This window comes from Solwaraspora sp. WMMB762, from assembly GCF_049179115.1.
Classification (GTDB): domain Bacteria; phylum Actinomycetota; class Actinomycetes; order Mycobacteriales; family Micromonosporaceae; genus Micromonospora_E.
The window spans coordinates 1,771,428-1,796,391 of sequence record NZ_JBMHMD010000001.1 but is presented as its reverse complement, the minus strand read 5'-3'; the positions used below and the strand labels follow the sequence as shown (position 1 = coordinate 1,796,391).

The window sequence follows — 24,964 nt, the reverse complement described above, 5'->3', positions numbered from 1 at the left end:
CCTGCAAGATATTGCAGAATCTTGCAGCAAGGGTTAGCGTGCGCTCATCGTCAACGGAAGGCTGTCGATGGAAGCCGCACCCGTCCGCACCCGTGCGTCCCGCCTGGCGCCGTACGCTCTCGCCGCCGTCCTCGCCGCCACCCTGGCCGGCGTCCCGGCACCGGCGGCCGGTGCCGCACCCACCGGTGCCGCACCCACCGGGACCGCGTCTACCGGGACCGCCAGCGGCGCCGAACAGTTCTACTTCCTGCTGCCGGACCGGTTCGCCAACGGCGACCCGGGCAACGACCGGGGCGGGCTGACCGGCGACCGGCTCACCACCGGTCACGACCCCACCGACAAGGGCTTCTACCAGGGCGGCGACCTGCAGGGTGTGATCGACAACCTGGACTACATCCAGGGCCTGGGCACCACCGCCATCTGGCTCGCCCCGGTCTTCGTCAACCGACCGGTGCAGGGCAGCGGCGACGACGTGTCGGCCGGCTACCACGGATACTGGATCACCGACTTCACCCAGGTCGACCCGCACTTCGGCAGCACCGCCGACCTCAAACGGCTCGTCGACCTCGCCCACCGACGCGGCATCAAGATCTATCTGGACGTCATCGTCAACCACACCGCCGACGTCATCTCCTACGCCGAGGACAGCTACAGCTACGTCGACAAGGCCACCGAGCCGTACCGCGACGCCGCCGGCCGGCCGTTCGACGACCGCAACCACGCCGACGGCAGCCGCGCGTTCCCCGACGTCGACACCGACGCGTTCCCGTACACCCCGGTTGTCGACCCCGCCGACGCGCGGGTCAAGGTCCCGGCCTGGCTGAACGACCCGACCATGTACCACAACCGGGGCGACAGCACCTTCGCCGGCGAGAACAGCGAGTACGGTGACTTCTTCGGCCTCGACGACCTGTGGACCGAACGGCCGGAGGTGGTCCGCGGCATGACGAAGATCTTCGCCGACTGGATCCGTGCCACCGGGGTGGACGGCTACCGGCTGGACACCGTCAAACACGTCAACCTCGACTTCTGGCCGCAGTTCAGCCGGGGCATCGACGACGCCGCCCGACGCGCCGGGCACCCCGACTTCTTCATGTTTGGCGAGGTCTACTCCGCCGACGCCGAGGTCACCTCGACCTACGTCCGCCGCGGTGGGCTACCGGCCACCCTGGACTTCGGCTTCCAGGAGGCCACCCGGTCGTACGTCGCCGACGGCGGGCCCGCCGCCGCCCTGGCCGAGCTGTACGCCGCCGACCCGCTGTACACCGCCCGGGACACCGACGCCGGCCGGCTGCCCACCTTCCTCGGCAACCACGACATGGGTCGGATCGGCACGATCATCGCCGACGGTGGCACCGACCCGGCCAGCCACCTGCGTCGCGACCTGCTCGCCCACGAACTGATGTTCCTCACCCGGGGCCAGCCGGTGATCTACTCCGGTGACGAGCAGGGCTTCACCGGCGCCGGCGGAGACAAGGACGCCCGGCAGACGATGTTCGGCTCCCGGGTCGCCGACTACCTCGACGACGACCTGCTCGGCACCGACCGCACCCACGCCGACGACCAGTTCGACCGCGACCACCCGCTCTACCGGGGCATCGCCAAGCTCGGCGCGCTGCGCGCCGGCCACCCGGCGTTGCGCGACGGCATCCAGGTCACCCGGTACGCCGCCGACGGCCCCGGGGTTTTCGCCTTCTCCCGCGTCGACCCGGCCGAGCGCGTCGAGTACGTCGTCGCGGTCAACAACGCCACCACCGCCCAGCAGGTCACCGTCGACACCTGGTCACCCGGTGCCACGTTCACCGGCGTGTACGGCGGGCACCGGCCGGTCCACGCCGACGCCGCCGGGCGGATCACGGTCACCGTGCCGGCGCTGTCCTCGCTGGTGCACCGGGCCGGCACCCCTATCCCGACACCGGCCGGCGTACCGTCGATCTCGATCACCGCCCCGGCCGACGGTGCCGCCGTCGCCACCCGGGCCGCCGTCACCGCCGAGGTGACCGGTGACCCGCTGGCCGAGGTCACCGTCGCCGCCCGGGTCGGCGACGGCAAGTGGACCGTGCTCGGCCGGGCCCGGCACGCGCCGTACCAGGTGCACCACGACCTCGCCGGGTTGGCCGGCGGCACCCGGATCGAGTACAAGGCGGTGGTGCGCGACAGCAGACACCGGACCGCCACCGCCAGGACCACCGCCGTGGTCGGCACCCCGCGCTCCGGTGACGCCCGCGACTGGCTGGTCGTGCACTACCAGCGACCCGACGGCGACTACCCCGACTGGGGCCTGTACACCTGGGGCGACATCGACCCCGACTGGCAGACCAGCTGGCCGACCGGCCAACCGTTCGCCGGTGAGGACAGCTACGGACGGTTCGCCTGGGTGAAGCTCGCCCCCGGCGCGAAGTCGGTGGGATTCCTCGTCGTCGACGCCGACGGCACGAAGGACATCGACGTCGACCGGACCGTCGACGTGAGCGCCACCGGCGAGGTGTGGGTCAAGCAGGGCGACCCGGCGCTCTACCCGACCCGCCGCGACGCCACCGGCGAGGACGATCCGCCGGTCGACGACGGTGTCGCAGTGCTGCACTACCGCCGCGCCGACGGCGACTACACCGGCTGGGGGCTGCACGTCTGGGACGGCGCCGCCACCCCCACCGACTGGGCCGAGCCGCTGCCGCCCGCCGACCGGGACGACTACGGCGTCACCTTCCGGGTGCCGCTGACCGACGGCGCGACCGGGCTGAGCTACATCGTCCACCGGGGAGACGACAAGGACCTGCCGACCGACCAGCGGCTCGACTTCGCCGCCGCCGGCCGCGAGGTGTGGCTGCTCGCCGGTGACCCGCAGCGGCTGCTGCCACCGGCACCCGCCGGCGCCGGACGCGATCTCGACCTGACCGCTCAGCGGGCCTACTGGATCGACCGGTCCACCGTGGCCTGGGCCACCGGACCGACGGACGGCAGACGCTACGACCTGGTCTGGGCACCCGACGGCGGGCTGCGGGTCGACGGTGACGACCTCGTCGGCGACCATCGGTCGATCCCGCTGACCGCGCGGCGCAACGGGCTCACCGAGGCCCAGCGGGCCGCGTTCCCGCACCTGTGGGCGCACCGCGCCTTCACCGTCGACGCCCGGGACCGGGCGACGCTCGCCGCCGCGCTGCGCGGCCAGGTCGCGGTCACCGAACGCGACCATGAGGGCAACCTGCTGGCCGTCACCGGCGTGCAGACGCCCGGCGTGCTCGACGACCTGTACGCCGCCGCGACGAAAGCCCCGCTCGGGGTCACCTTCACCGGCCGGCGGCCCACCCTGTCGGTCTGGGCGCCGACCGCCCGTACCGTCGCGCTGGAGTTGTTCGACACGCCGACCGTCGAGCCGCAGACCGTGGCGATGCGCCGCGACGACCGCACCGGCGTGTGGTCGGTACGCGGTGAACCGTCCTGGTCCGGCCGCTACTACCGCTACCGGGTCGACGCCTGGCAGCCGGCCGCCGGGCGGATGGTGACCGCCTCGGTCACCGACCCGTACGCGGTGGCCCTGGCCGCCGACTCCACGCACAGCCTGATCGTCGACCTCGACGACCCGGCGCTGAGCCCGGACGGCTGGACGCGGCTACGCAAACCGGCGGCGGTGCCGGCCGGTCGGACCCAGATCCAGGAAGTGTCGGTCCGCGACTTCTCCATCGCCGACGACAGCGTCCCCGCCGCCCGGCGCGGCACCTACCTGGCGTTCACCGACCCGGACAGCACCGGGATGCGGCAGTTGCGGTCGCTGGCCGACGCCGGCGTCACCCACCTGCACCTGCTGCCGACCTTCGACTTCGCCACCATCCCGGAACGCCGCGCCGAGCAGGCCGAGCCGGACTGTGACCTGGCCGCGCTGCCGGCCGACTCACCCCGCCAGCAGGAGTGCGTCGCCGCCGTGGCCGACCGTGACGGCTACAACTGGGGCTACGACCCGCTGCACTACACGGTGCCGGAGGGCGGCTACGCCACCGACCCGGACGGTGCCGCCCGCACCGGCGAGTTCCGCCAGATGGTCGCCGGGCTCAACGCCGCCGGGCTGCGGGTGGTGCTCGACGTGGTCTACAACCACACGTTGGCGGCCGGCGTGGACCGGCACTCGGTGCTCGACCAGATCGTCCCCGGCTACTACCACCGGCTGCTCGACGACGGCACCGTCGCCACCTCCACCTGCTGCGCCAACACCGCCCCGGAACACGCCATGATGGGCCGGCTGGTCGTCGACTCGGTGGTCACCTGGGCCAAAGAGTACAAGGTAGACGGTTTCCGGTTCGACCTGATGGGCCACCACCCGAAGGCCAACATCCTGGCGGTCCGAGCGGCACTGGACCGGCTGACGCTGGCCCGCGACGGCGTCGACGGCCGCAACATCCTGCTCTACGGCGAGGGCTGGGACTTCGGCGAGGTCGCCGGCGACGCCCGCTTCGTCCAGGCCACCCAGGCCAACATGGCCGGCACCGGGATCGGTACGTTCACCGACCGGCTACGCGACGCGGTACGCGGCGGCGGCCCGTTCGACGCCAACCCCCGGGTGCAGGGCTTCGCCACCGGCCTGTTCACCGACCCGAACGGGGATCCGGTCAACGGCAGCCGCGCCGAGCAGCAGACCCGGTTGCGCCAGCAGCAGGACCTGATCAAGGTCGGGCTGACCGGCAACCTGGCCGGGTACTCGTTCACCGCTGCCAGCGGCGACCGGGTGACCGGTGCCGACGTCGACTACAACGGCTCACCGGCCGGCTACACGGCGGCACCGGGGGAGGCGGTGACCTACGTCGACGCGCACGACAACGAGATCCTCTACGACGCGCTGGCGTACAAGCTGCCGGCCGGTACGTCGACCGCCGACCGGTCCCGGGCCCAGGTGCTTGCCCTGTCAACGGTGATCTTTGCCCAGGGCACCGGGTTCGTCACCGCCGGCAGCGAACGGCTGCGGTCCAAGTCGTTGGACCGCAACTCGTACAACTCGGGGGACTGGTTCAACCAGATCCGCTGGGACTGCGAAGCCGGCAACGGCTTCGGTGCGGGGCTGCCGCCGGCCGCCGACAACGCCGACAAGTGGCCGTACGCCGGCCCACTGCTCGCCGATCCGGCGCTGGTCCCGGACTGCGCCACGATCGAGGCGACCGCCGCCCGGTACGCCGAACTGCTGCGGATCCGTACCTCGTCACCGGTGTTCGCCCTGTCCACCGCCCGCGAGGTGCAGCGGCGGGTCAGCTTTCCGCTGGCCGGGCCGGCCGAGACCCCCGGCGTGATCACCATGCGGCTGCGCTCCGCAGGCCTGGACCGGCGGTGGCGGTCGGTGACGGTGATCTTCAACGCGACTCCGCAGACCGCCCGGCAGCGGCTGCCCGAGCTGCGCCGGGCCGCCGTCGAACTGCACCCGGTGCTGCGCGAGTCGGCCGACCCGGTGAGCCGGCAGGCCAGCTTCGACACCGCCACCGGCACGTTCACCGTGCCGCCGCGTACCGTGGCGGTCTTCGTTCAGCCGACCTGACGGCCCACCGGATCGGCACCGGATCAGGTGAACCCGCGTCGGGCCGTCGGGGTCAGGGCAGCCGGGGGCCGGCGTCGCGCTGCGCCGCCAGCCAGGCCTCGACCTCGTCGGCCTGCCGGGGCAGCCCGGCCGACAGGTTCACCGCCCCGGCGGCGGTGACCAGCACGTCGTCCTCGATCCGGATGCCGACGCCGCGCAGCTCCTCGGGCACCAGCTCGTCCTCCGGCTGGAAGTACAGGCCGGGCTCGACGGTCAGCACGTACCCCTCGCCGAGCTCGCCGTCGCGGTAGCGTTCCTTACGGGCGTACGAGCAGTCGTGCACGTCGAGGCCGAGCATGTGGCCGAAGCCGTGCAGCGTCCACCGCCGGTAGACGGTCGACTCCTTGTCCATCGCCTCGTCCACGCTGACCGGCAGCACGCCCAGCTCGGCCAGGCCTTCGGCGAGCACCCGCATGCAGGTCTGGTGCACGTCGCTGAACTTCACCCCCGGCTTGATGTAGTCCATGCCGGCCTGCTGCGCGGCGTACACGATGTCGTAGACCTGGCGCTGCAGGGCGGTGAACCGGCCGGACACCGGCAGGGTCCGGGTCACGTCGGCGGTGTAGAGATGGTGCCCCTCCACGCCCATGTCCATCAGCAGCAGTTCACCCGGACGGGTGACGCCGTCGTTGCGGACCCAGTGCAGGATCGTCGCGTGCGCACCCGCGCCGACGATCGAACCGTAACCGACGTCGTTGCCGTCGTGCCGGGCCCGCAGCGCGAAGACCCCTTCCAGCAGCCGCTCGGCGACCGGCCGGTCGGCCGGCAGCACCCGGGCCACGTCCTCGAAGCCGCGGACCGTCGCGTCGATCGCCGCCTGCAGCTGGGCGACCTCCCATTCGTCCTTGACCAGCTTCGCCTCGGCGATCGCCGTGGCCAGCTCACGGTCGCGGGCCCCGGCGTCGTCGCCGCTGTCGTACGGCAGCACCGCCGCGTCCACCCGCGGGTCGAAGCCGCGCAGCACCCGGGTCCGGGCCGGCGCGGACCCGGCCAGCGCCTGCGGCAGCTCACTGAGCGGCGCTGTACGCAGACCCAGCTCGGTCGACTTCTCCGCCAGGGTGCGCCGCCGGCCCACCCACAACTCGCCGTCGCGGCTGCGGAAGAACTCGTCGTTGTCCCGCGACGACCGCTGCCGGGTGTAGAGCACCGCGTCGTGTCCGTCCCCGGTCGGGTGCAGCACCAGCACGCTGTCCGGATCGTGGTCACCGGTCAGGTAGACGAAGTCGCTGCCCGGCCGGAACGGGTAGTCGGTGTCGTTGGCCCGGGTCTTCTCGGTGCCGGTGGGCACCACCAGGGTCTCGCCGGGGAAGGCGTCGGCGAGGGCGGCGCGACGGCGGGCGTGGTTCGGTGCCTCGGTACGCGGGGCGAGCGGCAACGTGTCGTCGCGCCAGCCGGTGCGCATGAACTCCAGGAGTTTCTCCGGGAAGTCCGGGTCGTGCGACTCGGTGCGCGGCTGCTCGGCGACAACCTCGGCGGTCGTCTCGGTGCCTTCGGCGGTCATCTCGGTGCCGGTGGCGGCCGTCTCGGTGCCGGTGGCTCCGGCCCGGTCCGGTGCCGTGCCCTCGGTCTGATCTTGTGTCAATGCGTCCTCCCCACGGTTGGGCGTACTCGACGGTACCGCGTGACCGGCACGTGAAAAGATGTCTGCCATGTGCGGACTCCTGGCCTTTTTCAGCGCCCGCGGCGACGCCGGCGCACACCGCGACGCGATCGCCCACGCGTTGGAATGCCTGCACCACCGTGGCCCGGACGAGACCGGCGTGGAGGTGATCGGCGACCCGACCGGCCGGTGGGCGGACGCGGTGTTCGCGCACAAGCGGCTGGCCATCATCGACGTGGCGTCCAGCCAGGAGCCGCTCGCCTACGCCGACGGCCGCTACCTGCTCACCTTCAACGGCGAGATCTACAACTACATCGAGCTGCGCGACCAGCTGGTCCGGGAGTTCGGCGCGCAGTTCGCCACCGCCGGCGACGGTGAGGTGATCGTCGCCGGGTACCACTACTGGGGCGAGAAGGTGCTGCACAAGCTGCGCGGCATGTTCGCCTTCGTGATCTGGGACCGGCAGCGGCGTCGCGCGTTCGGCGCCCGGGACTACTTCGGCATCAAGCCGCTGCACTACCTGCACACCCCGGACGGCATCTACCTGGCTTCGGAGAAGAAGGCGCTGCTGCCGTTCTCCGCCGCCGCGGGTGCCGGCGACGCCGGGGTGGACACCGCGAATCTTTCGCACTATCTGACCCTGCAGTACGTGCCCGAGCCGCGCACCCTGCACTCCGGGATCAGCCGGATCGGCTCCGGGGAGTGCCTGACCTGGTCGCCGCCGGCGCTGGACCCGACGACCGGTGGGCCGGCGCCGGACCCGGCCGGCGGGGTGCAGGTCCGCCGCTGGTACCAGCCGATTTTCCGGCCGACGCCGACGCCCGACCCGCAGCGGCTGTACGACGAGATCCGCGAGACGCTGCGGGAGAGCGTACGCATGCACATGCGGGCCGACGTGCCGGTCGGGGCGTTCCTGTCCAGCGGCATCGACTCGACCGCGGTGGTGGCGCTGGCCCGCGAGTTCAACCCGAACATCCTGACCTTTACCGTCGGGTACGACGTGTCGGGCTACTCGGAGATCGAGGTCGCCCAGGACTCGGCCCGACACCTGAACGTGACCACCATCCCGACGAAGATCGGGCCGCAGGACATGATGGAGGCGCTGCCGCGCATCGTCTGGCACCTGGACGACCCGGTGGCCGACCCGGCGCTGGTGCCGCTGTACTTCGTGGCGCAGAAGGCCGCCGAACACGTGACCGTGGTGCTCTCCGGCGAAGGCGCGGACGAGTTCTTCGGCGGCTACACCATCTACCGCGAGCCGCTGTCGCTGGGCGCGGTGCACGGACTGCCGGATCCGATGCAGAAAGGTCTGCGTGCCGTCTCGAAGGTGATCCCACAGGGGGTCAAGGGCAAGAGTTTCCTGGAGCGGGGCACCACCCCGATCGAGGAGCGTTACTACGGCAACGCGCGGATGTTCACCGAGGAGGAGAAGCGGCACCTGCTGCGTCGCTACGACCCGTCGGTGCGCTACACCGACGTGACCGCGCCGATCTACGCCGAATGCGCCGAGCTCGACGACGTGACCAAGATGCAGTACGTCGACCTGTACACCTGGCTGCGCGGCGACATCCTGGTCAAGGCGGACCGGATCTCGATGGCGCATTCGCTGGAGGTGCGGGTGCCGTTCCTCGACAAGGAGGTCTTCGACGTAGCCGCGAAGATCCCGGTGGAGCTACGGCTGCCGCCCCGCTCCGACGCCACCAAGTACGCGATGCGCCAGGCCCTGCAGGGCGTGGTACCGCCGGCCATCGTGAACCGCCGCAAGCTGGGCTTCCCGACCCCGACCCGGGTGTGGTTGCGCGGCGAGATGTACGAGTGGGCCCGGCACATCTTCGCCACCTCGGGCGCCGGTGACCTGCTCGACCTGTCGTACGCGATGCGGCTGCTCGACGAGCACAAGCGGGAGGAGGCCGACCACTCCCGCAAGGTGTGGACGGTGCTGGTGTTCTGCATCTGGCACGCGATCTTCGTGGAGCGTTCGCTCGACCCCGGGATCCGGCGCAACCAGTCGGCGCTGCTCACCAAGCCGGTGGTCGGGTCGATGGTCGCCTGACCCACTGCGGTCACGCGTCGCCGGGACTACCCAGCCACGCACCGACCGGGCCCGGCAGCGTTTCGCGCTGCCGGGCCCGGTCAGGTGGGAATCTGCCGTGTGCGGCGGTGGATCAGCTCGCCGAGCAGGCCGTCGACGGTGTGCCGGGGCTGCCGTTGGCGACGAAGCCGAACGTGGTCGATCCGCTCGGCGACAGCGACCCGTTCCAGGCCGCGTTGCGGACGGTGACGCTCGATCCGCTCACCGTGTGGGTGCCGCTCCACAGGCTGTTGATGGTGACCCCGCTGCCGAAGTTCAGGGTCGTGGTCCATCCGCCGATGCTCGCGGAACTGTTGTTGGTGACCGTCACCTCACCCTGGAATCCGCCGGACCAGGAGCTGGTGGTCCGGTAGGTGGCCGAGCAGCCGCCGGTCGGCGGGTTGCTGGTCGGCGGCGCGGTGGTCGGCGGGGCCGTGGTGGGCGGGGGAGCCGTGGTGGGCGGCGGCGGAGCGGTGGTGGGCGGCGGGGGCGGGTTGTCTCCGCCGATCCCGGTGACCTCACCGTTGCCACCGTCGAACGTCACGTCCGAGCAGCCGAAGAAGTTCTCCTGGCTGTCCGAGCGCACCCACCGCGAGTAGATGATGTGCCGGCCGCTCTTGTTGCTGGGCAGGTTGCCGCTGAAGTAGTAGTGGCCGTCGTTGGTGCCGACCGCGCCGCGCTGCGGCGGGTTGGTCACCGTCAGGAACGGCGTCGCCTCCAGGTCGCTCCAGGCCAGCGCGCGGTTCGGGCTCCAGCTGTCCTTGGTCACGTAGAAGTAGAACGTGCCAGGGTGGTGGGCCCAGTTGCTGTACTTGAACTCCATCCGGGCACCGGCGGTCAGGTGGGTCAGCGGCCAGTCGTTGCGGGCCAGGTTGTAGCCGGAGAAGCCGGAGTTACCACCGCTGCACAGCTGTCCGTCGGGGATGAAGCCGGTGGTGCGGCCACCCGCGTCGGAGCGCAGCACGCTGAACCAGTTGTACAGCGAGTTGGCGCCGCTCTGGGCGACGGCGGCCGAGCAGGCCGGGTTCTGCGGGATGATCTGGCCGGTCTGCGTCAGACCGTCGACCCAGCAGAGGTAGGTGCGGCTGCCCGGCGTCATGGCGGCACCGTGCGCGGAAGCCGCGTTGGGGGTCACCACCGTGAGCAGGCCGGCGGTGAGCGCGGAAGCGGCGGCGACTACCGCCACTCTGCGTAGAGCTTTCACCGAGACTCCTTCGTGAACCGGTCCACGGCGCGGGACAGACCCGGGCCGGCGGACAGGGCGATGGGTTCCGACATGGCGGAACGTCAGGAAACATGAGGAGGAACGGCGCCGGCCGGCCGTGCCGCGGACGCGGTTGACCGACGTGCCGTCCGATGGACGTCTAGCGCGCTCGCGCAGCTCCCGGCGAGTCCGAAGGACAGCGAGTTGCCCCCACGCTGTCCTGGTAATCGATATCCCACCATACATCGATCGGAAGTGCAATAGTCGCTGCTCGATGTGCGGCGCGAGGTGCGGGGTGGCGACCGGTGCCCGGGCGCCGACCTGGCAGACTTCGCAGCGGCAAAACTGCAGGTGGGAGGAGATCCATGCGGTACGCGGTGGTGCTCGGCGAGGCACTGATCGACCTGCTCGACGGCGAATGCGCCGGCCAACCGGTCTACCGCCAGGTGATCGGCGGGGCACCGCTGAACGTCGCGGTCGGCGTCGCCCGGCTCGGCGGCGCGGTCGAGTTCGCCGGGACCCTCGGCGACGATCCGCTCGCCGACCGGATCCGCGACTTCCTGCGTACCGCCGGGGTCGGCGACCGGGCCCTGGTCACCGTGCCCGCGCCCACCACCCTGGCGGTGGCCACCTTCACCGGCGCCGAGCCGGACTTCCGCTTCTACGGCGACCCGCCCTCGTACGGGCTGCTCGAACCGGCCAGCCTCGACGGGAAACTCGTCGGCGACGCCGCCGTGCTGTACTGCGGCTCCATCGCCCTGCTGTGTGAGCCGACCCTGGCCGCCGCCCGGCAGGCTTGGGCAGGCACCGGCGGGCTGCGGGTCTTCGACCCCAACGTCCGGCCCCGGCTGCTGCCCGACGCGGCGTCGCTGGCCGCGTACCGGCAGGTCGTCGCCGGCTTCGCGGCAACCGCCGACCTGGTCAAGCTCAGCGCCGCCGACGCCGAGGCGCTCTACGACGGCGCCGACCCGGTGACCGCCGCCGCGCTGCTGCACGATCTCGGCGCCGGTGCGGTGGTGGTCACCCGGGGTGCGGACGGCGCCCTGGTCAGCGCCGGCCGCGAGGTGCTGACCGTGGCCGCCCCGACGGTGGCTGCGGTCGACGCCACCGGTGCCGGCGACTCGGTGATGGCCGCACTGATCGCCGAACTGCTCGACACCGGGCTGCCGGCCGACGCCGCCGGCTGGGCAGACCGGGTCGGGTTCGCCCTACAGGTGGCGGGGCTGGTGTGCGAGTCACCGGGCGGCGCGGTGTCGATGCCCACCCGGGCGGCCGTCGCCGAACGTTTCGGCTGACCTTTTGCGCCCGGCTGACCTGGTCGTCGCTGACGTTGGCGTCGAGACCGGGTCGGCGCAGCACGTGCACCCGGTCGGCGACCTCGGTGACGGTCGGCTCCATCCAGGTGGGAATCCACGTGGGACCCAGGTTTCGCGGACATTTCAGACGAGTATCGCTGGAAACCTTGACCGGTGGATGTGAGCGCTAACAGGATGAGGCTCCCGTCACGTTCGCGTCTGGAGCTCGCATGCAAGCGTCCATCGGCCGCCACGTTCCCCGTAGCTCATCCACACGCAGGCCCAATCCTGTCCGGACCGGGCTCGTACCGGTCCGCCTCGCCAGAATTGTCAGACGGTGCGTTGCGGCGATCGCCCGGATCCCAGCGATGGTTAGCGCTCACTGGGCCGGCCTACGACGCCGCCTCGCGTACGTCACGGCCGGCGTGCTCCTCTGTGGCGTACTGTCACCGGTCGGCGGGACGGCGCACGCCGCCGAGACCTGGTCCCCGCGCTCGTCGTACACGTCGACCGACAACGGCGACGGCACATACTCCGTACCGCTGCTGCGCTCCGACGTGCCGGACATCAGCGTCGAGCGGGTCCCGGCCGCCGAGAACGACGAAGGCCGGGACATCTACTACATGATCAGCACCACGATGCACCTCAGCCCTGGTGCGCCGATCATGAAGTCCTACGACCTGGTCAACTGGGAGATCGTCAACTACGTGTTCGACCGGGCGAGCATCGGCGACTCGTTCTCGCTGCGCAACGGAGGGAACTCGTACGGCCAGGGCCAGTGGGCGTCGTCGCTGCGCTACCACGACGGCACGTTCTACGTCGCGTTCAACACCAACAACCTCGGCGGCGCGTACATCTACCGTACCGATGACGTCGAAAACGGTGCCTGGCAGCGGACCCCGCTCGGCCGGGGCCTGCACGACCCGTCGCTGTTCTTCGACGTCGACGGCACCCCGTACATCTTCTACGGATCCGGCGGCACCAGCGCGGTACGGCTCAACGCCGACCTGACCGCGATCGAACAGGACTACCCTGACATCTTCACCGCCGGTGACTACGCCGGCCAGCCGTTCATCGGCGGACTGTTCGAAGGCGCCCAGTTCTACTACATCGACGGCTACTACTATGCCGTGATCATCACCTGGCCGTCCGGGCAGGGCCGGCAGGTCGTCATGTTCCGCTCGACCGAACTGCTCGGCCGCTACACCTCGACCGGCGGCGTCAACACATACGTTGCCCGTGGCGTGCTCAACTCCAACGGCTTCGCCCAGGGCAGCCTGGTGCCGATCGCCACCGCCGACGGCGGCACCGACTGGCACGGCATGTTCTTCCGCGACACGTTCCCGATCGGCCGCATCCCGGCGCTGATCCCGGCCACCTGGTCCGACGGCTGGCCGGTCTTCGGCACCAACGGCGTCGTGCCGGTCGGTGGCGTGTTCGACAAGCCGATCCGGCTCAGCGCGGCCGAGGAACTGTTCCAGCGGCAGAAAAGCATCGTCGTCTCCGACGACTTCGCCAACGACGCCCCGCACAAGGCGTACCAGGACGAACAGTGGACAATCCCTACCCCGCCACCGATCGACGACTCGCTGATCGGCGTCGAACTGCTCGACAACGCGGGCTTCGAATCCGGTGCGCTCACCCCGTGGAGCGCGCAGTACGGTGCCACGCTCAACCTGGACTCCACCGACCCGGCCAGCGGGCCGACGGCGCTGCGGGTGAGCAACCGGACCCTCAACGGGTCCGGCCCGAACCAGTTCCTCAACGGCAAAATGCAGCACGGTGTCACCTACACCGTCTCGGCAAAGGTCAAGTACACGTCGGGTCCGGCGAGCGTGCGCTTCAACCTGGTCGCCGACTGGGGCAGCGGTGTTCAGGTGATGGCCGCCGGTGACGTGCCGGCCGGCCAGTGGACCACCGTCACCGGCCGCTACACCGTGCCGGCCACCGCCAACCTGGCGAACTACAAGTTCGCCGTCGAAACGCCGTGGGCCAACCCGCAGCCACCGTCGTCGACCGTCGAATACCTGCTCGACGACGTGTCGATCGTCGGCCAGCCGTCGACCATCGAACACCCGACCGAGGCGGAGATCGCCCCCAACGGCTCCCGGCTCGACATGGCCTGGGAGTGGAACCACGCCCCGGACAACCGCTACTGGTCGCTCACCGACCGCGACGGCTGGCTGCGCCTGACCAACGGCAAGGTCGTCACCGGCGAGTACGTGTACACGAAGTTGTCCAACCGGGCCGAGCTCGCCTGGTTCGAGGAAGCCCGCAACACGCTGTCGCAGCGGACCTTCGGCCCGCGACAGTCCGCCGAGACCAGGATGGACATCTCCGCGATGCGCGACGGTGACGTCGCCGGCATCGCCGCCTACAACCGGGGTTTCTCGTACGCGGCGGTCAAGCGGGTCGACGGAGTCAACACCCTCGGCGTGGTCAACCGGGGCCAGCCGTTCGCCGTCGACCTCGACCAGGCCACGCTGGAGACCTTCCTACCCGGGACGACCGTGGCGCTCGGTGACGCCACCGAGGTGCACCTCAAGGCGGATCTGGACTTCGCCGCGCCGACCGGGCAGCTCTGGACCACCTTCTACTACAGCCTCGACGGGCTCAGCTGGACCCCGCTCGGTGACCGGGTCGGTCCGCAGACCCTCGACGGCTCCCTCGCCCACTTCATGGGCCACCGGGTCGGCCTGTTCACCTACGCCACCGAGACCACCGGCGGACACGTCGACTTCGACCACTACCTGCTCAGTGACACCCTGACCGCGCAGGGCCAGCCGCTGCGTACCGCCGACCTCGACGCCGCCATCGGGTACGCGGCGACGCTGCGCGCGGCCGACTACCCGGCGGACGCCTGGGCGGCGATGCGGGCCGCCCTCGACGACGCGGTGGCCGCGCGAGCCGGCCAGTTCGGCACCCAGAACCAGATCGATGCCCCGGAACGGGCGCTCAGCTACCAGCTGGCCCGGCTCGGCGTGCTCAGGCTCGACGTGCCGGCGCTGGTGTCGGTCACCACGTCGAGCCGCTGCCTGGCCAAGAAGGTCCAGCTGGTCGTGCACCTGACCGGTGCGGCGTCGTCGCGGGCGACCGGCACGGTGACCTCGCCGTACGGGACCAAGGAGTACGGGGTGCAGCCGGACGCCAGCAAGGTGCGCACCTTCCCGACCGGCGCGGCGTCGATTCCGGCCGGCGAGGTGACGGTGACCGCCACGGCACGTGTCGACGGCACCCCGGTCAGCACGACCGTGACGGTGCCGTACGACGCCCGCGTCTGCCAGTGACCGAATTCCCACCCACCAACCGGAATCACCAAGAGAGGATGCTCGTGAGACGACACGTGACAACGACGGCCCGGCGACGGGTCGGCGCACTCGCGGCGGTCGGCGCCCTGGTAGCCGCCGGGCTCGTCGCCCCGACGTCGCCGGTGTACGCCGCCGACGCCGACCTGATCGTCAACGGCGGGTTCGAGGCCGGGCTGGACGGCTGGTTCGTCAACAACGGCAACGCCACCGACAGTGCGACGCTGACGCCGACCGACGACGCCTTCTCGGGGGCGAGCGCGGTGCTCGTCACCGACCGGGCGACCACCGGATCCGGTCCGATGCAGGACCTGTCCGGCAAGGTGCAGGCCGGGCAGACCTACGCCCTCACCGCCCGGATCAGGTACGACAACGCGGCCTCGCCGGCGACCAAGCAGTTCTTCGCCACGATGCACTACGGCGGAGCCACCTACACCAACCTGGTCAGCGTGACCGCGGCCAAGGGCCAGTGGGCGCAGTTCTCCGGGCAGTTCACCATCCCGGCCAGCCAGAACGTCGCGACGGCACGGCTGTTCTTCGAAACGCCGTGGACGTCGAACCCGTCGGCGGACCCGGATCTGCACCTGATGGACTTCACCCTGGACGACGTGTCAGTGGTCGGCGCACCGCCGCCGCCGGCACCGTCGAAGACCATCGAGGTCGTCGGCAAGCTGCCCGGCGAACACAACCCGTTGATCGGGCACAAGTTCGGTGCCGACGGGTACGGCTTCGTCCACGACGGCCGAGTCTACCTGTACCTGACCAACGACACCCAGGGGTACGCCCCCGACCCGAACACCGGCGTCTCGCCCGGCATCAACTACGGCGACATCAACCAGATCACGGTGATCTCCACGACCGACATGGTCAACTGGACCGACCACGGCGAGATCCAGGTCGCCGGCCCGAACGGTGTCGCACCGTTCACCAACAACTCGTGGGCACCCGGCATGGCCCGCAAGGTGGTCGACGGTGAGGAGAAGTTCTTCCTCTACTACGCCAACGGCGGTGGGTCGAGCAACGTGATCACCGGTGCGTCGCCGATCGGCCCGTGGGTCAGCGAGCGGACGAGCACCCTGATCGACGGCCGTACGCCCGGCGCCGAGGATGTCGCCTGGAAGTTCGACCCGGCGCCGTTCGTCGACGACGACGGCGAGGAGTACCTCTACTTCGGTGGCGGTCCCGCGTCGACCAGCATGCCGCCGGAGGAGCGGTTCAACAACCCGAAGAACCTGCGGGCGATCGAACTCGGCGCGGACATGGTGTCGACCGAGGGTACGGCCGCCGTGGTGGACGCCCCGGTGGCCTTCGAAGCGGCCCAGGTGTTCAAGCGCGACGGCAAGTACTACCTGTCGTACTCGTCGCACTTCGGCGGGCCGGACTTCGGCGGCAACCAGACACCGCTGCCCGGCTACCCCGGCGGTGGCCAGATCGGCTACCTGATCTCCGACGACCCGATGTCGTGGCCGAAGGAAACGTACGCGGGCGTGCTGTTCCCCAACCAGTCGCAGTTCTTCGGGGCCGGCACCGGCGGCAACAACCACCAGTCGGTGTTCGAGTACGAGGGCAAGTACTACTTCACCTATCACGCCCCGACGCTGAACAAGCGGATCAACGGCAACACCACCCAGGGCTACCGCAGCCCGCACATCCAGGAGCTGACCTTCAACTCCGACGGCACCATCCAGCAGGTCGTCGGCACCTACGCCGGGGTGGAGCAGGTCCGCGACTTCGACCCGTACCGCGTGTTCGAGGCCGAGACGTTCGGTTGGAGCAAGGGGGTCGCGACCGCGAAGGTCGACGGCGGCTCCCCGCAGTTCGGCGACGCGGCACCCAACCTGGTGGTCCGCGACGTCGACAACGGCGACTGGACGGCGCTGTCGTCGGTGGACTTCGGTGCCGGGGTGGCGAGCCTGACGGCGAAGGTCCGTCCGCTGGTGGCCGGTGGGACGATCGAGGTGCGGCTCGGCGACGTCACCGCGCCGGTGGTGGCGACGATCCCGGTCGACGCGCCGCTGGGCGAGTGGACCGAGCTGACCGCGTCGCTCGACGGCGTCACCGGGGTGCACGACGTGTACTTCACCTACACCGGACCGGCCGGCGAGGACCTGTTCGAGCTGGACACCTGGGCGTTCGCGCGGGATCTGGCGGTCTTGGCGACAGGCAGCGTCCGGTGCTTCGGGCGTAACGCCCAGCTGGTCGTCGACGTCACCAACGACGCGTCGGCCCGGATCACCGGCTCGGTGACCACGGACTACGGGACCAAGGAGTACGGCGTCCAGCCGGGCACGAGCAAGGCGCGGACGTTCCCGACGGAGACGGCGACCGTACCGGCCGGTGTGGCGACGGTGACCGCCTCGGCGAAGGTCGACGGTGAGCTGGTGTCGGTGACGCTGGACGTGCCGTACGAGGCACATTCCTGCCTCTGAACCTGACGCTGTACCCGATGTGTGGGGCGGTCCGGTCGTCCGGGCCGCCCCACACCGCCGCTGTTGCATGCCTGACGAGGTGATCGCACGGTGGACACTCGGTGACGCCGACACGGAAGGGCGTCCCACAATGATCCTCTATCCGAAGTGATCCCCTGGCACCCGATGCCTTGCCGCGCGAGGATTCGAGCCGCGTCGAGCCGACTTCACCAGTAAGTCGTTGGCTGAGCCGAGGTTGCCGATCACGACTCCGGCCAGCAGCCACATGAGTCTGCGGGGGAGGACGAACGTGACGTCGATCCGCATGCGTTCGTCGGGTGGTACGTTCTCCTGCGCGTCAGGATTCATGCCATCAACCTGCCCCGAGCGGCGGTGCCACGTACCTGTGTCGGGGAGACACTGAAGTGCCGCTTGAAGTCTCGGGCGAACTGGTCGGGGCGAAGGTACCCGTACTCGGTCATGATTGTCTTGATCGGTGCGGCAGCCATCAAGGGATTTCGCAGGCTGCGGTGCGACGCCTCGAGGCGCAGTCGTTTGAGTAGTTGCATCGGCGTGATCCCCGTGTCCTGAAACAGCCTGTAAAGGTAGCGCGGTGACACGTTGGCAAGCTCCGCGAGCCGATCGGGGTCGAAAGCCGGGTCACTGAGGTGCCGGCGAAGAATGGTGCGAAACGACGCCATGCGCAGTAGGTGTCGGGTGCGCGGGGTGAATCCGAGCGGTTGGTTGAGCCGCTGGCGGATCAACCCGACCGTGCACTCCTGTAGAGCGGCCGCGAGATCTGGTTCGTCTTCCTGATCGGTGGCGGTGTCAGCCAGCCCGATGAGGAACTCGGCGATCAGGCTGCGTCCGGGTAGGTTCCTCGGCACGGCGGTGCCGACGAGTGGCGCGACGCCGGCGCGGGCGATCGGCAGCAACGTTCGCGGGAAAGTCAGCATGACCAGCTGCATCGGCACTGGGCCGGTTGGGTGCACGGCCTGCCACGGTCGGGACAGGTCGTACAGCCCGATGTCCCGGGCGCGGAACAGCACCTGCCTGCCCGCCTGCTCCATCCGGGCACCACCATTGACGCTGAGGAAGATCCGATAGCACTCAGGGTCACATTCCCTGATGAGGCGGCCGGTTCGGTGCGCGATGATTTCGGTGTCGGCGGCCCAGGTCACCGCCTCGATCTTGAAGTCGCCGACCTCAGCGACTGACATCACCGCGAGCAGGTCGCCTGGTGCACGTCCGTGGATGGCCACCGGGGCGAGTTCGGTAGCGACGCTGCTGCGGGCGTACTCGTACCGGTCGAGCGGATGAACGGACCTGGTGTCATAAAGTACATACATGACATTTCCCTGCTGCTCCAGACGTTGACATCCACCCATTGTCAAATGGGGAGAGCTGTTCGGGGTTGGCTGTGAACGCACAATCGGTCGCGGGCTCTTGATCCGATTGCCGCCACCGCTGCTCCCCAGCCAACCTCGACTCACGGGTGTCTCCGGGCCGGTGGCCGGAGTCTGGTGGTGACCGCCAGGACGGATGGCGTGGCCGCCGGCGAGGACGACCCGGCCTGCCGGCACTGCGCCGGCATCCTCAAGACGGCGACGATCTCGTTCGGCCAGTCGCTGCACGGACCGACCCTGCGGCGGGCGGCGCGGGCCGCCGCCGACTGCGACCTGATGCTCGCCGTCGGCACCTCGCTGACGGTGCAGCCGGCCGCCGGGCTGGTGGAGATCGCCGCCGAGTCCGGCGGCCACGTCGTGAACGTCAACGCCGCGCCGACCCCGTACGACGCGATCGCCGACGCGGTGGTGCGTGACCCGGTCGGATCGGGACCAACGTCCCTGGTGAACGGGTCGCGAAGCGGCGACGCTGGGTGAGAGGCGGGACAGGTATCCGCATCGACCGCCTCACCCGACCGTCCCGGAGGTGTCCCATGTCGGTGTCCTCGCTGTCCGCGTTGGCCGACGAGCAACTCGCCGTGGCCCAGGCCGCCGACAACGGGCGCAGTGCCAAGACCGTACACGGTGGACCTGGCGCGGCCCTGCGGCACACGCTGCTCGCGCTGACCGGCGGACACGCGCTCGCCGAACACGCCAGCCCGGGTGAGGCGACCCTGCTGGTGCTGCGGGGCCGGGTTCGGCTCGTCGCCGGAGACCGGTCCTGGCCGGGCGAGACGGGTGACCTGCTGGTCATCCCGGACGCCCGGCACGCGCTGTACGCCGACGAGGACTCGGCGGTGCTGTTGACCGTCGCCCGCTGACGGCGGTGTCGGCGGCTCAGCCCGCCAGCATCCCTGGCCCGAACACCTCGTAGACGATCCGCTCGGCGGGCAGGCCCCGGCGCAGCAGCCCGCCACGGACCTGGGCCATGAACGGCACCGGCCCGCACAGGTGCGCGTACGTGTCCAGCGCGAACGGGATCCGTGCCGGATCGACCCATCCGGAGTTGATCGTCGCCTTCAACTCGGGGAGTTCGCCGTCGGTGGCGTTTTCGTACCACAGGTGCACCGACAGGTTGGGCATCCGCTGCTGGAGCTCCGGCAACTCGTGGCGCAACGGGTGCGCGGCCGCGGACCGGTCGGCGTGCACCAGCACCACCTCGCGGGCCGGCGCGACCGTGCTCAGCTGGGCGAGGGCGGCCATCGCCGGAGTGACGCCGATCCCGGCGCTGACCAGCAGCAGCGGCGCGCCGGTGGAGCCGGCCCCGCCGGTGCCGCCGATCGAGCTGACCTCGCCGAACGCCGGGCTCAGCCGCAGGATGTCGCCGACGGCGGTCCGGTCGTGCAGCTGGCTGGAGACCGCCCCGTCCGGCACCGGCGACCCGGCCACCGGGCCGGCGGCTGACCCGTCCGCTGCGCCGCCCCTGCCCCGGAGCCGTTTGACGGTGATCCGCCAGGTCGCGGCGCCGGGCCGACCGGACAGACTGTACTGGCGGATCTGCCGCCCCTGGCCGCCGGCCAGATCGACCGCGACCGAGACGTACTGGCCGGGGGTGAAGGTGGGGGCCGGGTCGCCGTCGGCCGGGGCCAGGATCAGCGACACGACGTCGGCGGTCTCCGGAATCTTCTCGACGACCCGCCAGGGCCGCCAGCCGGCGTCGGCCTGCAGGGGAAGTCCGGCGACGGTGTACAGCCGGGCCTCCCGGGCGATCAACTCGCAGGCCAGCAGCCAGTAGACCTCGTCCCACGCCGTCGCGACCTCGGGCGTCACCGCGTCGCCGAGCACCTCGCCGACGGCGGCGAGTAGATGCCGCCCGACGATCGGATACTGGGTGGCGGTGATGCCGAGCGAGGCGTGCTTGTGCGCGATCCGGTCCAGGATCGGCGCCCAGGGCAGCATGCTGCGCCCGGTCAGGTGCTCGGCGTAGGCGACCACCGCGGCGGCCAGCGCCGCCTGCTGGCGGCCGGTCGCCTGGTTACCCCGGTTGAACAGATCCAGCAGCTCCGGATGGGCGGCGAACATGCGCTGGTAGAACCGGCTGGTGATGGCCTCACCGTGGGCCTGTACGGCGGGCAGGGTCGCGGTCACCACCGCTGCTGAGGACTTCGAGAGCACGGTCACTCCTTTGGGGATCGGACGGGTACGACGCCACTAAACAGGAATCTGCGACTCCTCTTTTAGGGCCATTGGTCCCGAGCCGCGATCACGCCGCGCCGGGCCGGCCGGCCGCGCCGAAGCGGCTGGACCGGTGCCGGCCTGCCGTGGCTGATTAAGAGGCCGCGCGGAATGGTTGGTGGTCATCGGCGGCGGGTGGGGCGGTTGTCCCATCGGTAGAGGGTCCATGCGCGTCGGGTGAGGCTGCGGACGGTGATGATCGCGTCGGCGAGGTCGAAGTACGCGTCGATGACCTTCTCTGTTCGTTCGTAGCAGCGTTGCAGCCGGTTGAACGCGTTGTGCCAGCTGTTCGTCCGTTCAACGTGCCACCGTTGGCTCGCCTGGATGGGTGCCTTGTCGCCCTTGTGGGCGATCTCGCCGGTCAGGCCGCGTTCGGCCAGCAGCGTTCGGGTGGTGGCGGAGTCGTAGCCGGCGTCAAGGTGCACCGTGATGGTCGGCGGTAGTGGGCCGAGGTCGTCGAGGTGATCGAGGGTGGGTGCCAGCAGGGGCGAGTCGTGTCGGTTCGCGCCGGCCAGGACCCGGCCGAGGGGAATGCCGTAGCCGTCGACCATCGTGGAGCGTTTCATGCCCTGCTTGCCCCGATCGACGGGGGACCGTCCGGCGCAGTCACCGCCGCCGGGAGCCTTGGTGATGCAGCCGTCTACGGCGATGTCACTCAAGACCAAGCCGACGAGCCGGTCGTAGGCGTCCACGGCGATCTGCTTGAGCTGGGCGAACACCCCGAGGCGGATCCATTCGTCACGGCGGCCGCGGATCGTGGTGGCCGAACAGGTGGCATCGGCGATCGCCTCGTAGGAGCAGCCGAACCGCAACACCTGAACCAGCTTGTCGAACACGATGCGGTCATCGACCCGTCTACGGTGACAGCCCAACGGGTGTGTCGGTTGGTAGGTCGGCCGATCGGGTAGCAGCGCGGCGAACTGGACCCACAACGGCTCGATCAGCCATGCTGGGATGGCAGGCACAGAACCTCCCGTGATCACGGAGCGTCAGCAACTTCATGATCACTAGTTCTGTGCCTGCATCCGTTCAGGCGCGCCGATCAACCCACCATTACGCGCGACCGCTAAGGTCGGGACGTGAAGCTCAACCGGTCCACGGACATGGCGTTACGGATCGCCATGCTCACCGCCGCGTCACGCACCCGTACCACGGTGGACGACCTGGCCGACCGGCTCGCCCTGCCACGCAGCCACGTCGCCAAGGTCGTGCAACGGCTGCAGCGGCTCGGCGTACTGGTTACGGTCCGGGGCCGGGCAGGCGGCACCGCGTTCGCCCCGGACGCCGCCAAGATGACCGTGGCCCAGGTGGTACGGGCCTTCGAAGGCGACGGTGAGGTGGTCTCCTGCGAACAGCCGGCCTGCCCGCTGCGCGCCGGCTGCCGGTTGCGGGTCGAGCTGCGCCGGGCCCAGGCGGCCTTCCTCGCCGCGCTCGACAAGGTCTGTCTTGGGGACCTCGTCGACGCCGACACCGGTCCACTGCCCGCACTGCTCACCATTGACCTCGGAGAACCGTCGCCGGCCCTCGACAGGCGCGCCGAGGTCAGTCAGGCCCGGTTGGACAGTTCGGCGTAGCCTCGGACGACCGCGACGCCCGCCGCCTGCGGCCCGAACGGCGCCCGCGCGGCCACCCGCGCCGGCGGTGCGCCGTCGGCGTGCCCGTCTCGGATCAGCCACTCCAACGCCACCAGGTCGGCGTGCTGGGCCCGGACGAAGTCGACGCCGACGCAGGCGCCGTGGCCGGGGACCACGACACTGGCCGGCCCGAGCCGCCGCAGCACCGCCGCGAGGGTGTCCGGCCACTCCAGCGGGTAGGCGTCGTCGAACGACGGTGGGGCACCCTGCTCGACCAGGTCACCGGCGACCAGCAGGTCCGCGTCCGGGACGTGCACCACCAGGTCGCCGATGGTGTGCCCACGCCCGGGATGCCACAGCTCGACCGCCCGGCCGCCCAGGTCGAGCGTCGCGGCGCGGGTCACCGTACGGTCCGGTGGGTGAACCACCGCGTGGCTGAGCTGCTCGGCCAGCTGCGGATCGTGGCCGATCATTTCGCGGTACGCCTCCTCGCGGACCACCTCGACCGGGCGGGCCAGCAGGCGGGCCGCCTCCTGATGGGCCCACACCGGCGCGGGCGGGTCCCCGGCGGCCACCTGGTTGCCGAAGCAGTGGTCGAAGTGGTGGTGGGTGTTCACCACCGACCACGGCAGGTGGGTGATCCGTCGGGCCGCCTCGACCAGCTCGGCGGCCTCGGCCGGCGTACTGCCGGTGTCGACGAGCACGGCGGCGGCCGCGCCGACGACCAGCGTCGAGTTGACGTCGAGCCGGGGCCGGCGCAGTACGTACACCCGGTCGCCGACCTCGACGAACCGGGCGCTCATCCGGAGACTGCCCGCTCACCGGTGGGGTCGTCGCCGGCGCGCGGCGCCGGCGTGCGGTCGAAGGCCCGCTCGACGAACCGGTGCCGGTCGACCAGGGCCCGCTCGATACGGCCCTGCGCGATGGTCGTGCCCGCCTCGAACACCACCACCTCGAAGACCAACCGCCGCCCGTCGACCTCGGTCAGCCGGGCCAGCGCGGCCACCGTGCGGCCGACCGGGGTCGCCGCCCGGTGGTCCAGCTCGACCCGGGTGCCGACGGTGGTCATGCCGGGTGGCAGCCCGGTGGCGGTGGCGGCGACCGTCGCCGCCTCGGCCAGCGCGAGCAGCCGCGGGGTACCCAGGACCGGTACGTCGCCCGAGCCGACCGCCTGGGCGGTGTCGGAATCGGTCACGGTCAGCTCGACCCGGGCGGTGGCACCCGGGCGGAAACTGTTCTCCGGCGTCTGTCCCATGACCATTCAGCCTAGGTGCTCGACCTGCGTCGGACCACGAAAGCCGGACCGCGCGCCGGCGGTGCTCTGCCGGACCGCCATGGTGAACGGGGTCTGCACGTCGTACGGCGGCCGGGGCGGGCGTCCCTCGATCCGGTCGACCAGCCGTCGGACCGCCAGCCGGGCGATCGCCGCCTTGTCCGGGGAGATGCTGGTCAGACTCGGGTTGGCGTACCGTCCCTCCTCGATGTCGTCGATCCCGACGACCGCGACGTCCTGCGGGATCCGTCGGCCGGCGTCGACGGCGGCGCGCATCGCGCCGAGCGCGATCAGGTCGTTGTACGCGAAGACCGCGTCCGGCGGCTCGGTGAGGGAGAGTAGTCGTCGCATAGCCGTCGAGCCGTCGGCCCGGCCGAACCGGTCGGTGACCACGGTCAGTTCCGGCCGGTCGGGCAGCCCGGCGGCGGCGAGGCCCGCCCGGAAACCGCGCAGCCGCAGCTGCGCCGACTGTCGGTCGTCGTGGCCACGGGCCCCGATGAAGGCGATTCGGCGGCGGCCGAGCGCGACCAGGTGCGCCACCGCCGCGCGGCTGGCCGCGACGTTGTCGATGGCGATGTGGTCGTGCGGTACGTCGGAGACACCCTCGCCGATGAGGACCAGCGGTAGCGCGTCGCGGCGGGCGAGCACCTCGGTACGGCCGATCCGCACCGGGCTGAGGATCAGCCCGTCGACGACGTGCCGGCGGGAGCCACCGAGCAGCGCCAGCTCCGTGTCGGGGTCTGCGTCGGTGCTCTCCATCACGAGGGTGTAGCCGAGGGCCGCAGCCTCCCGGATCGCCATCTCGGCCAGCTCGGCGAAGTACGGGTTGGTCAGCTCGGGGATGGCCAGCGCGATCAGTCCGGTTCGGCCGCGCCGCAGGTGCCGGGCGCTGAGGTTCGGGGTGTAGCCGAGTTCGTCGATGGCCTGCTGCACCCGGCGTCGGGTGGGTTCGGCCACCGGCCGGTAGCCGTTGACCACGTTGGAGACCGTGGCCAGTGAGACGCCCGCGCGCTCGGCGATGCTCCGCAGACTGGCACCCATGCGTCGATCCTGGCATACA

16 protein-coding genes are annotated in these 24,964 nt (G+C 70.7%); 8 read left to right on the top strand and 8 right to left on the bottom strand.

Translation table 11 applies throughout. The features are described from left to right. Positions 1-67: 67 nt before the first annotated feature. Positions 68-5,515: a pullulanase-type alpha-1,6-glucosidase gene (gene pulA / locus ACN27J_RS07850; RefSeq protein ID WP_421364806.1), complete on the top strand. Its 5,448-nt coding sequence runs from the start codon at positions 68-70 to the stop codon at positions 5,513-5,515. A 52-nt stretch (positions 5,516-5,567) separates the two neighbouring features. Here the strand turns inward: pulA and ACN27J_RS07845 are convergent, their stop codons facing one another. Then, positions 5,568-7,055: an aminopeptidase P family protein gene (locus ACN27J_RS07845; RefSeq protein ID WP_421372147.1), complete on the bottom strand. Its 1,488-nt coding sequence runs from the start codon at positions 7,053-7,055 to the stop codon at positions 5,568-5,570. Between the two features lie 148 nt (positions 7,056-7,203). Between ACN27J_RS07845 and asnB the strand changes: the two genes are divergently transcribed. Next, a complete protein-coding gene (gene asnB, locus ACN27J_RS07840) occupies positions 7,204-9,207 on the top strand; it encodes an asparagine synthase (glutamine-hydrolyzing) (RefSeq protein ID WP_421364805.1) in 2,004 nt (667 codons plus the stop codon). 112 nt (positions 9,208-9,319) lie between these two features. On the opposite strand, the gene ACN27J_RS07835 is transcribed toward asnB, so the two are convergent. Further along, positions 9,320-10,429: a lytic polysaccharide monooxygenase auxiliary activity family 9 protein gene (locus tag ACN27J_RS07835; RefSeq protein WP_421364804.1), complete on the bottom strand. Its 1,110-nt coding sequence runs from the start codon at positions 10,427-10,429 to the stop codon at positions 9,320-9,322. Between the two features lie 365 nt (positions 10,430-10,794). Here ACN27J_RS07835 and ACN27J_RS07830 point away from each other — a divergent pair, with 365 nt between their 5' ends. From ACN27J_RS07830 to ACN27J_RS07820, 3 genes are all read left to right on the top strand, one after another. Beyond that, complete coding sequence (locus ACN27J_RS07830) at positions 10,795-11,724, top strand: carbohydrate kinase family protein (RefSeq protein WP_421364803.1); 930 nt, start codon at positions 10,795-10,797, stop codon at positions 11,722-11,724. A gap of 368 nt (positions 11,725-12,092) precedes the next feature. Further along, complete coding sequence (locus ACN27J_RS07825) at positions 12,093-15,011, top strand: family 43 glycosylhydrolase (RefSeq protein ID WP_421364802.1); 2,919 nt, start codon at positions 12,093-12,095, stop codon at positions 15,009-15,011. A 56-nt stretch (positions 15,012-15,067) separates the two neighbouring features. Continuing rightward, positions 15,068-17,458 (top strand): family 43 glycosylhydrolase, encoded by a 2,391-nt coding sequence (locus ACN27J_RS07820; RefSeq protein WP_421364801.1) that lies wholly within the window; start codon positions 15,068-15,070, stop codon positions 17,456-17,458. Between the two features lie 344 nt (positions 17,459-17,802). Here ACN27J_RS07820 and ACN27J_RS07815 read toward each other — a convergent pair whose 3' ends face one another. Then, positions 17,803-18,786 (bottom strand): helix-turn-helix domain-containing protein, encoded by a 984-nt coding sequence (locus ACN27J_RS07815; RefSeq protein WP_421372146.1) that lies wholly within the window; start codon positions 18,784-18,786, stop codon positions 17,803-17,805. 177 nt (positions 18,787-18,963) lie between these two features. Between ACN27J_RS07815 and ACN27J_RS07810 the strand changes: the two genes are divergently transcribed. Both ACN27J_RS07810 and ACN27J_RS07805 read left to right on the top strand, forming a co-directional pair. Further along, positions 18,964-19,320: a Sir2 family NAD-dependent protein deacetylase gene (locus ACN27J_RS07810; protein ID WP_421364800.1), complete on the top strand. Its 357-nt coding sequence runs from the start codon at positions 18,964-18,966 to the stop codon at positions 19,318-19,320. Positions 19,321-19,376: 56 nt separating this feature from the next. Beyond that, positions 19,377-19,703: a cupin domain-containing protein gene (locus ACN27J_RS07805; RefSeq protein WP_421364799.1), complete on the top strand. Its 327-nt coding sequence runs from the start codon at positions 19,377-19,379 to the stop codon at positions 19,701-19,703. Between the two features lie 16 nt (positions 19,704-19,719). On the opposite strand, the gene ACN27J_RS07800 is transcribed toward ACN27J_RS07805, so the two are convergent. Then, entirely contained in the window at positions 19,720-21,003 is a 1,284-nt protein-coding gene (locus tag ACN27J_RS07800; RefSeq protein WP_421364798.1) for a globin domain-containing protein, read from the bottom strand. 176 nt (positions 21,004-21,179) lie between these two features. Continuing rightward, positions 21,180-22,022: an IS5 family transposase gene (locus ACN27J_RS07795; RefSeq protein WP_421364797.1), complete on the bottom strand. Its 843-nt coding sequence runs from the start codon at positions 22,020-22,022 to the stop codon at positions 21,180-21,182. A gap of 114 nt (positions 22,023-22,136) precedes the next feature. Here ACN27J_RS07795 and ACN27J_RS07790 point away from each other — a divergent pair, with 114 nt between their 5' ends. Beyond that, complete coding sequence (locus ACN27J_RS07790; protein ID WP_421364796.1) at positions 22,137-22,631, top strand: RrF2 family transcriptional regulator; 495 nt, start codon at positions 22,137-22,139, stop codon at positions 22,629-22,631. Here the strand turns inward: ACN27J_RS07790 and ACN27J_RS07785 are convergent. The 3 genes from ACN27J_RS07785 to ACN27J_RS07775 are packed head-to-tail and all read right to left on the bottom strand — an operon-like array spanning position 22,604 to position 24,945. After that, positions 22,604-23,434 carry an MBL fold metallo-hydrolase gene (locus ACN27J_RS07785; RefSeq protein ID WP_421364795.1) on the bottom strand — a complete coding sequence of 277 codons (831 nt, stop codon included), beginning with the start codon at positions 23,432-23,434 and terminating at the stop codon, positions 22,604-22,606. The genes ACN27J_RS07790 and ACN27J_RS07785 overlap by 28 nt on opposite strands. Further along, positions 23,431-23,886: a thioesterase family protein gene (locus ACN27J_RS07780; RefSeq protein ID WP_421364794.1), complete on the bottom strand. Its 456-nt coding sequence runs from the start codon at positions 23,884-23,886 to the stop codon at positions 23,431-23,433. The genes ACN27J_RS07785 and ACN27J_RS07780 overlap by 4 nt, the downstream gene beginning before the upstream one ends. Before the next feature lie 6 nt (positions 23,887-23,892). Then, positions 23,893-24,945, bottom strand: a complete 1,053-nt coding sequence (locus ACN27J_RS07775; protein ID WP_421364793.1) for a LacI family DNA-binding transcriptional regulator — start codon at positions 24,943-24,945, stop codon at positions 23,893-23,895. Between the last annotated feature and the right edge of the window lie 19 nt (positions 24,946-24,964).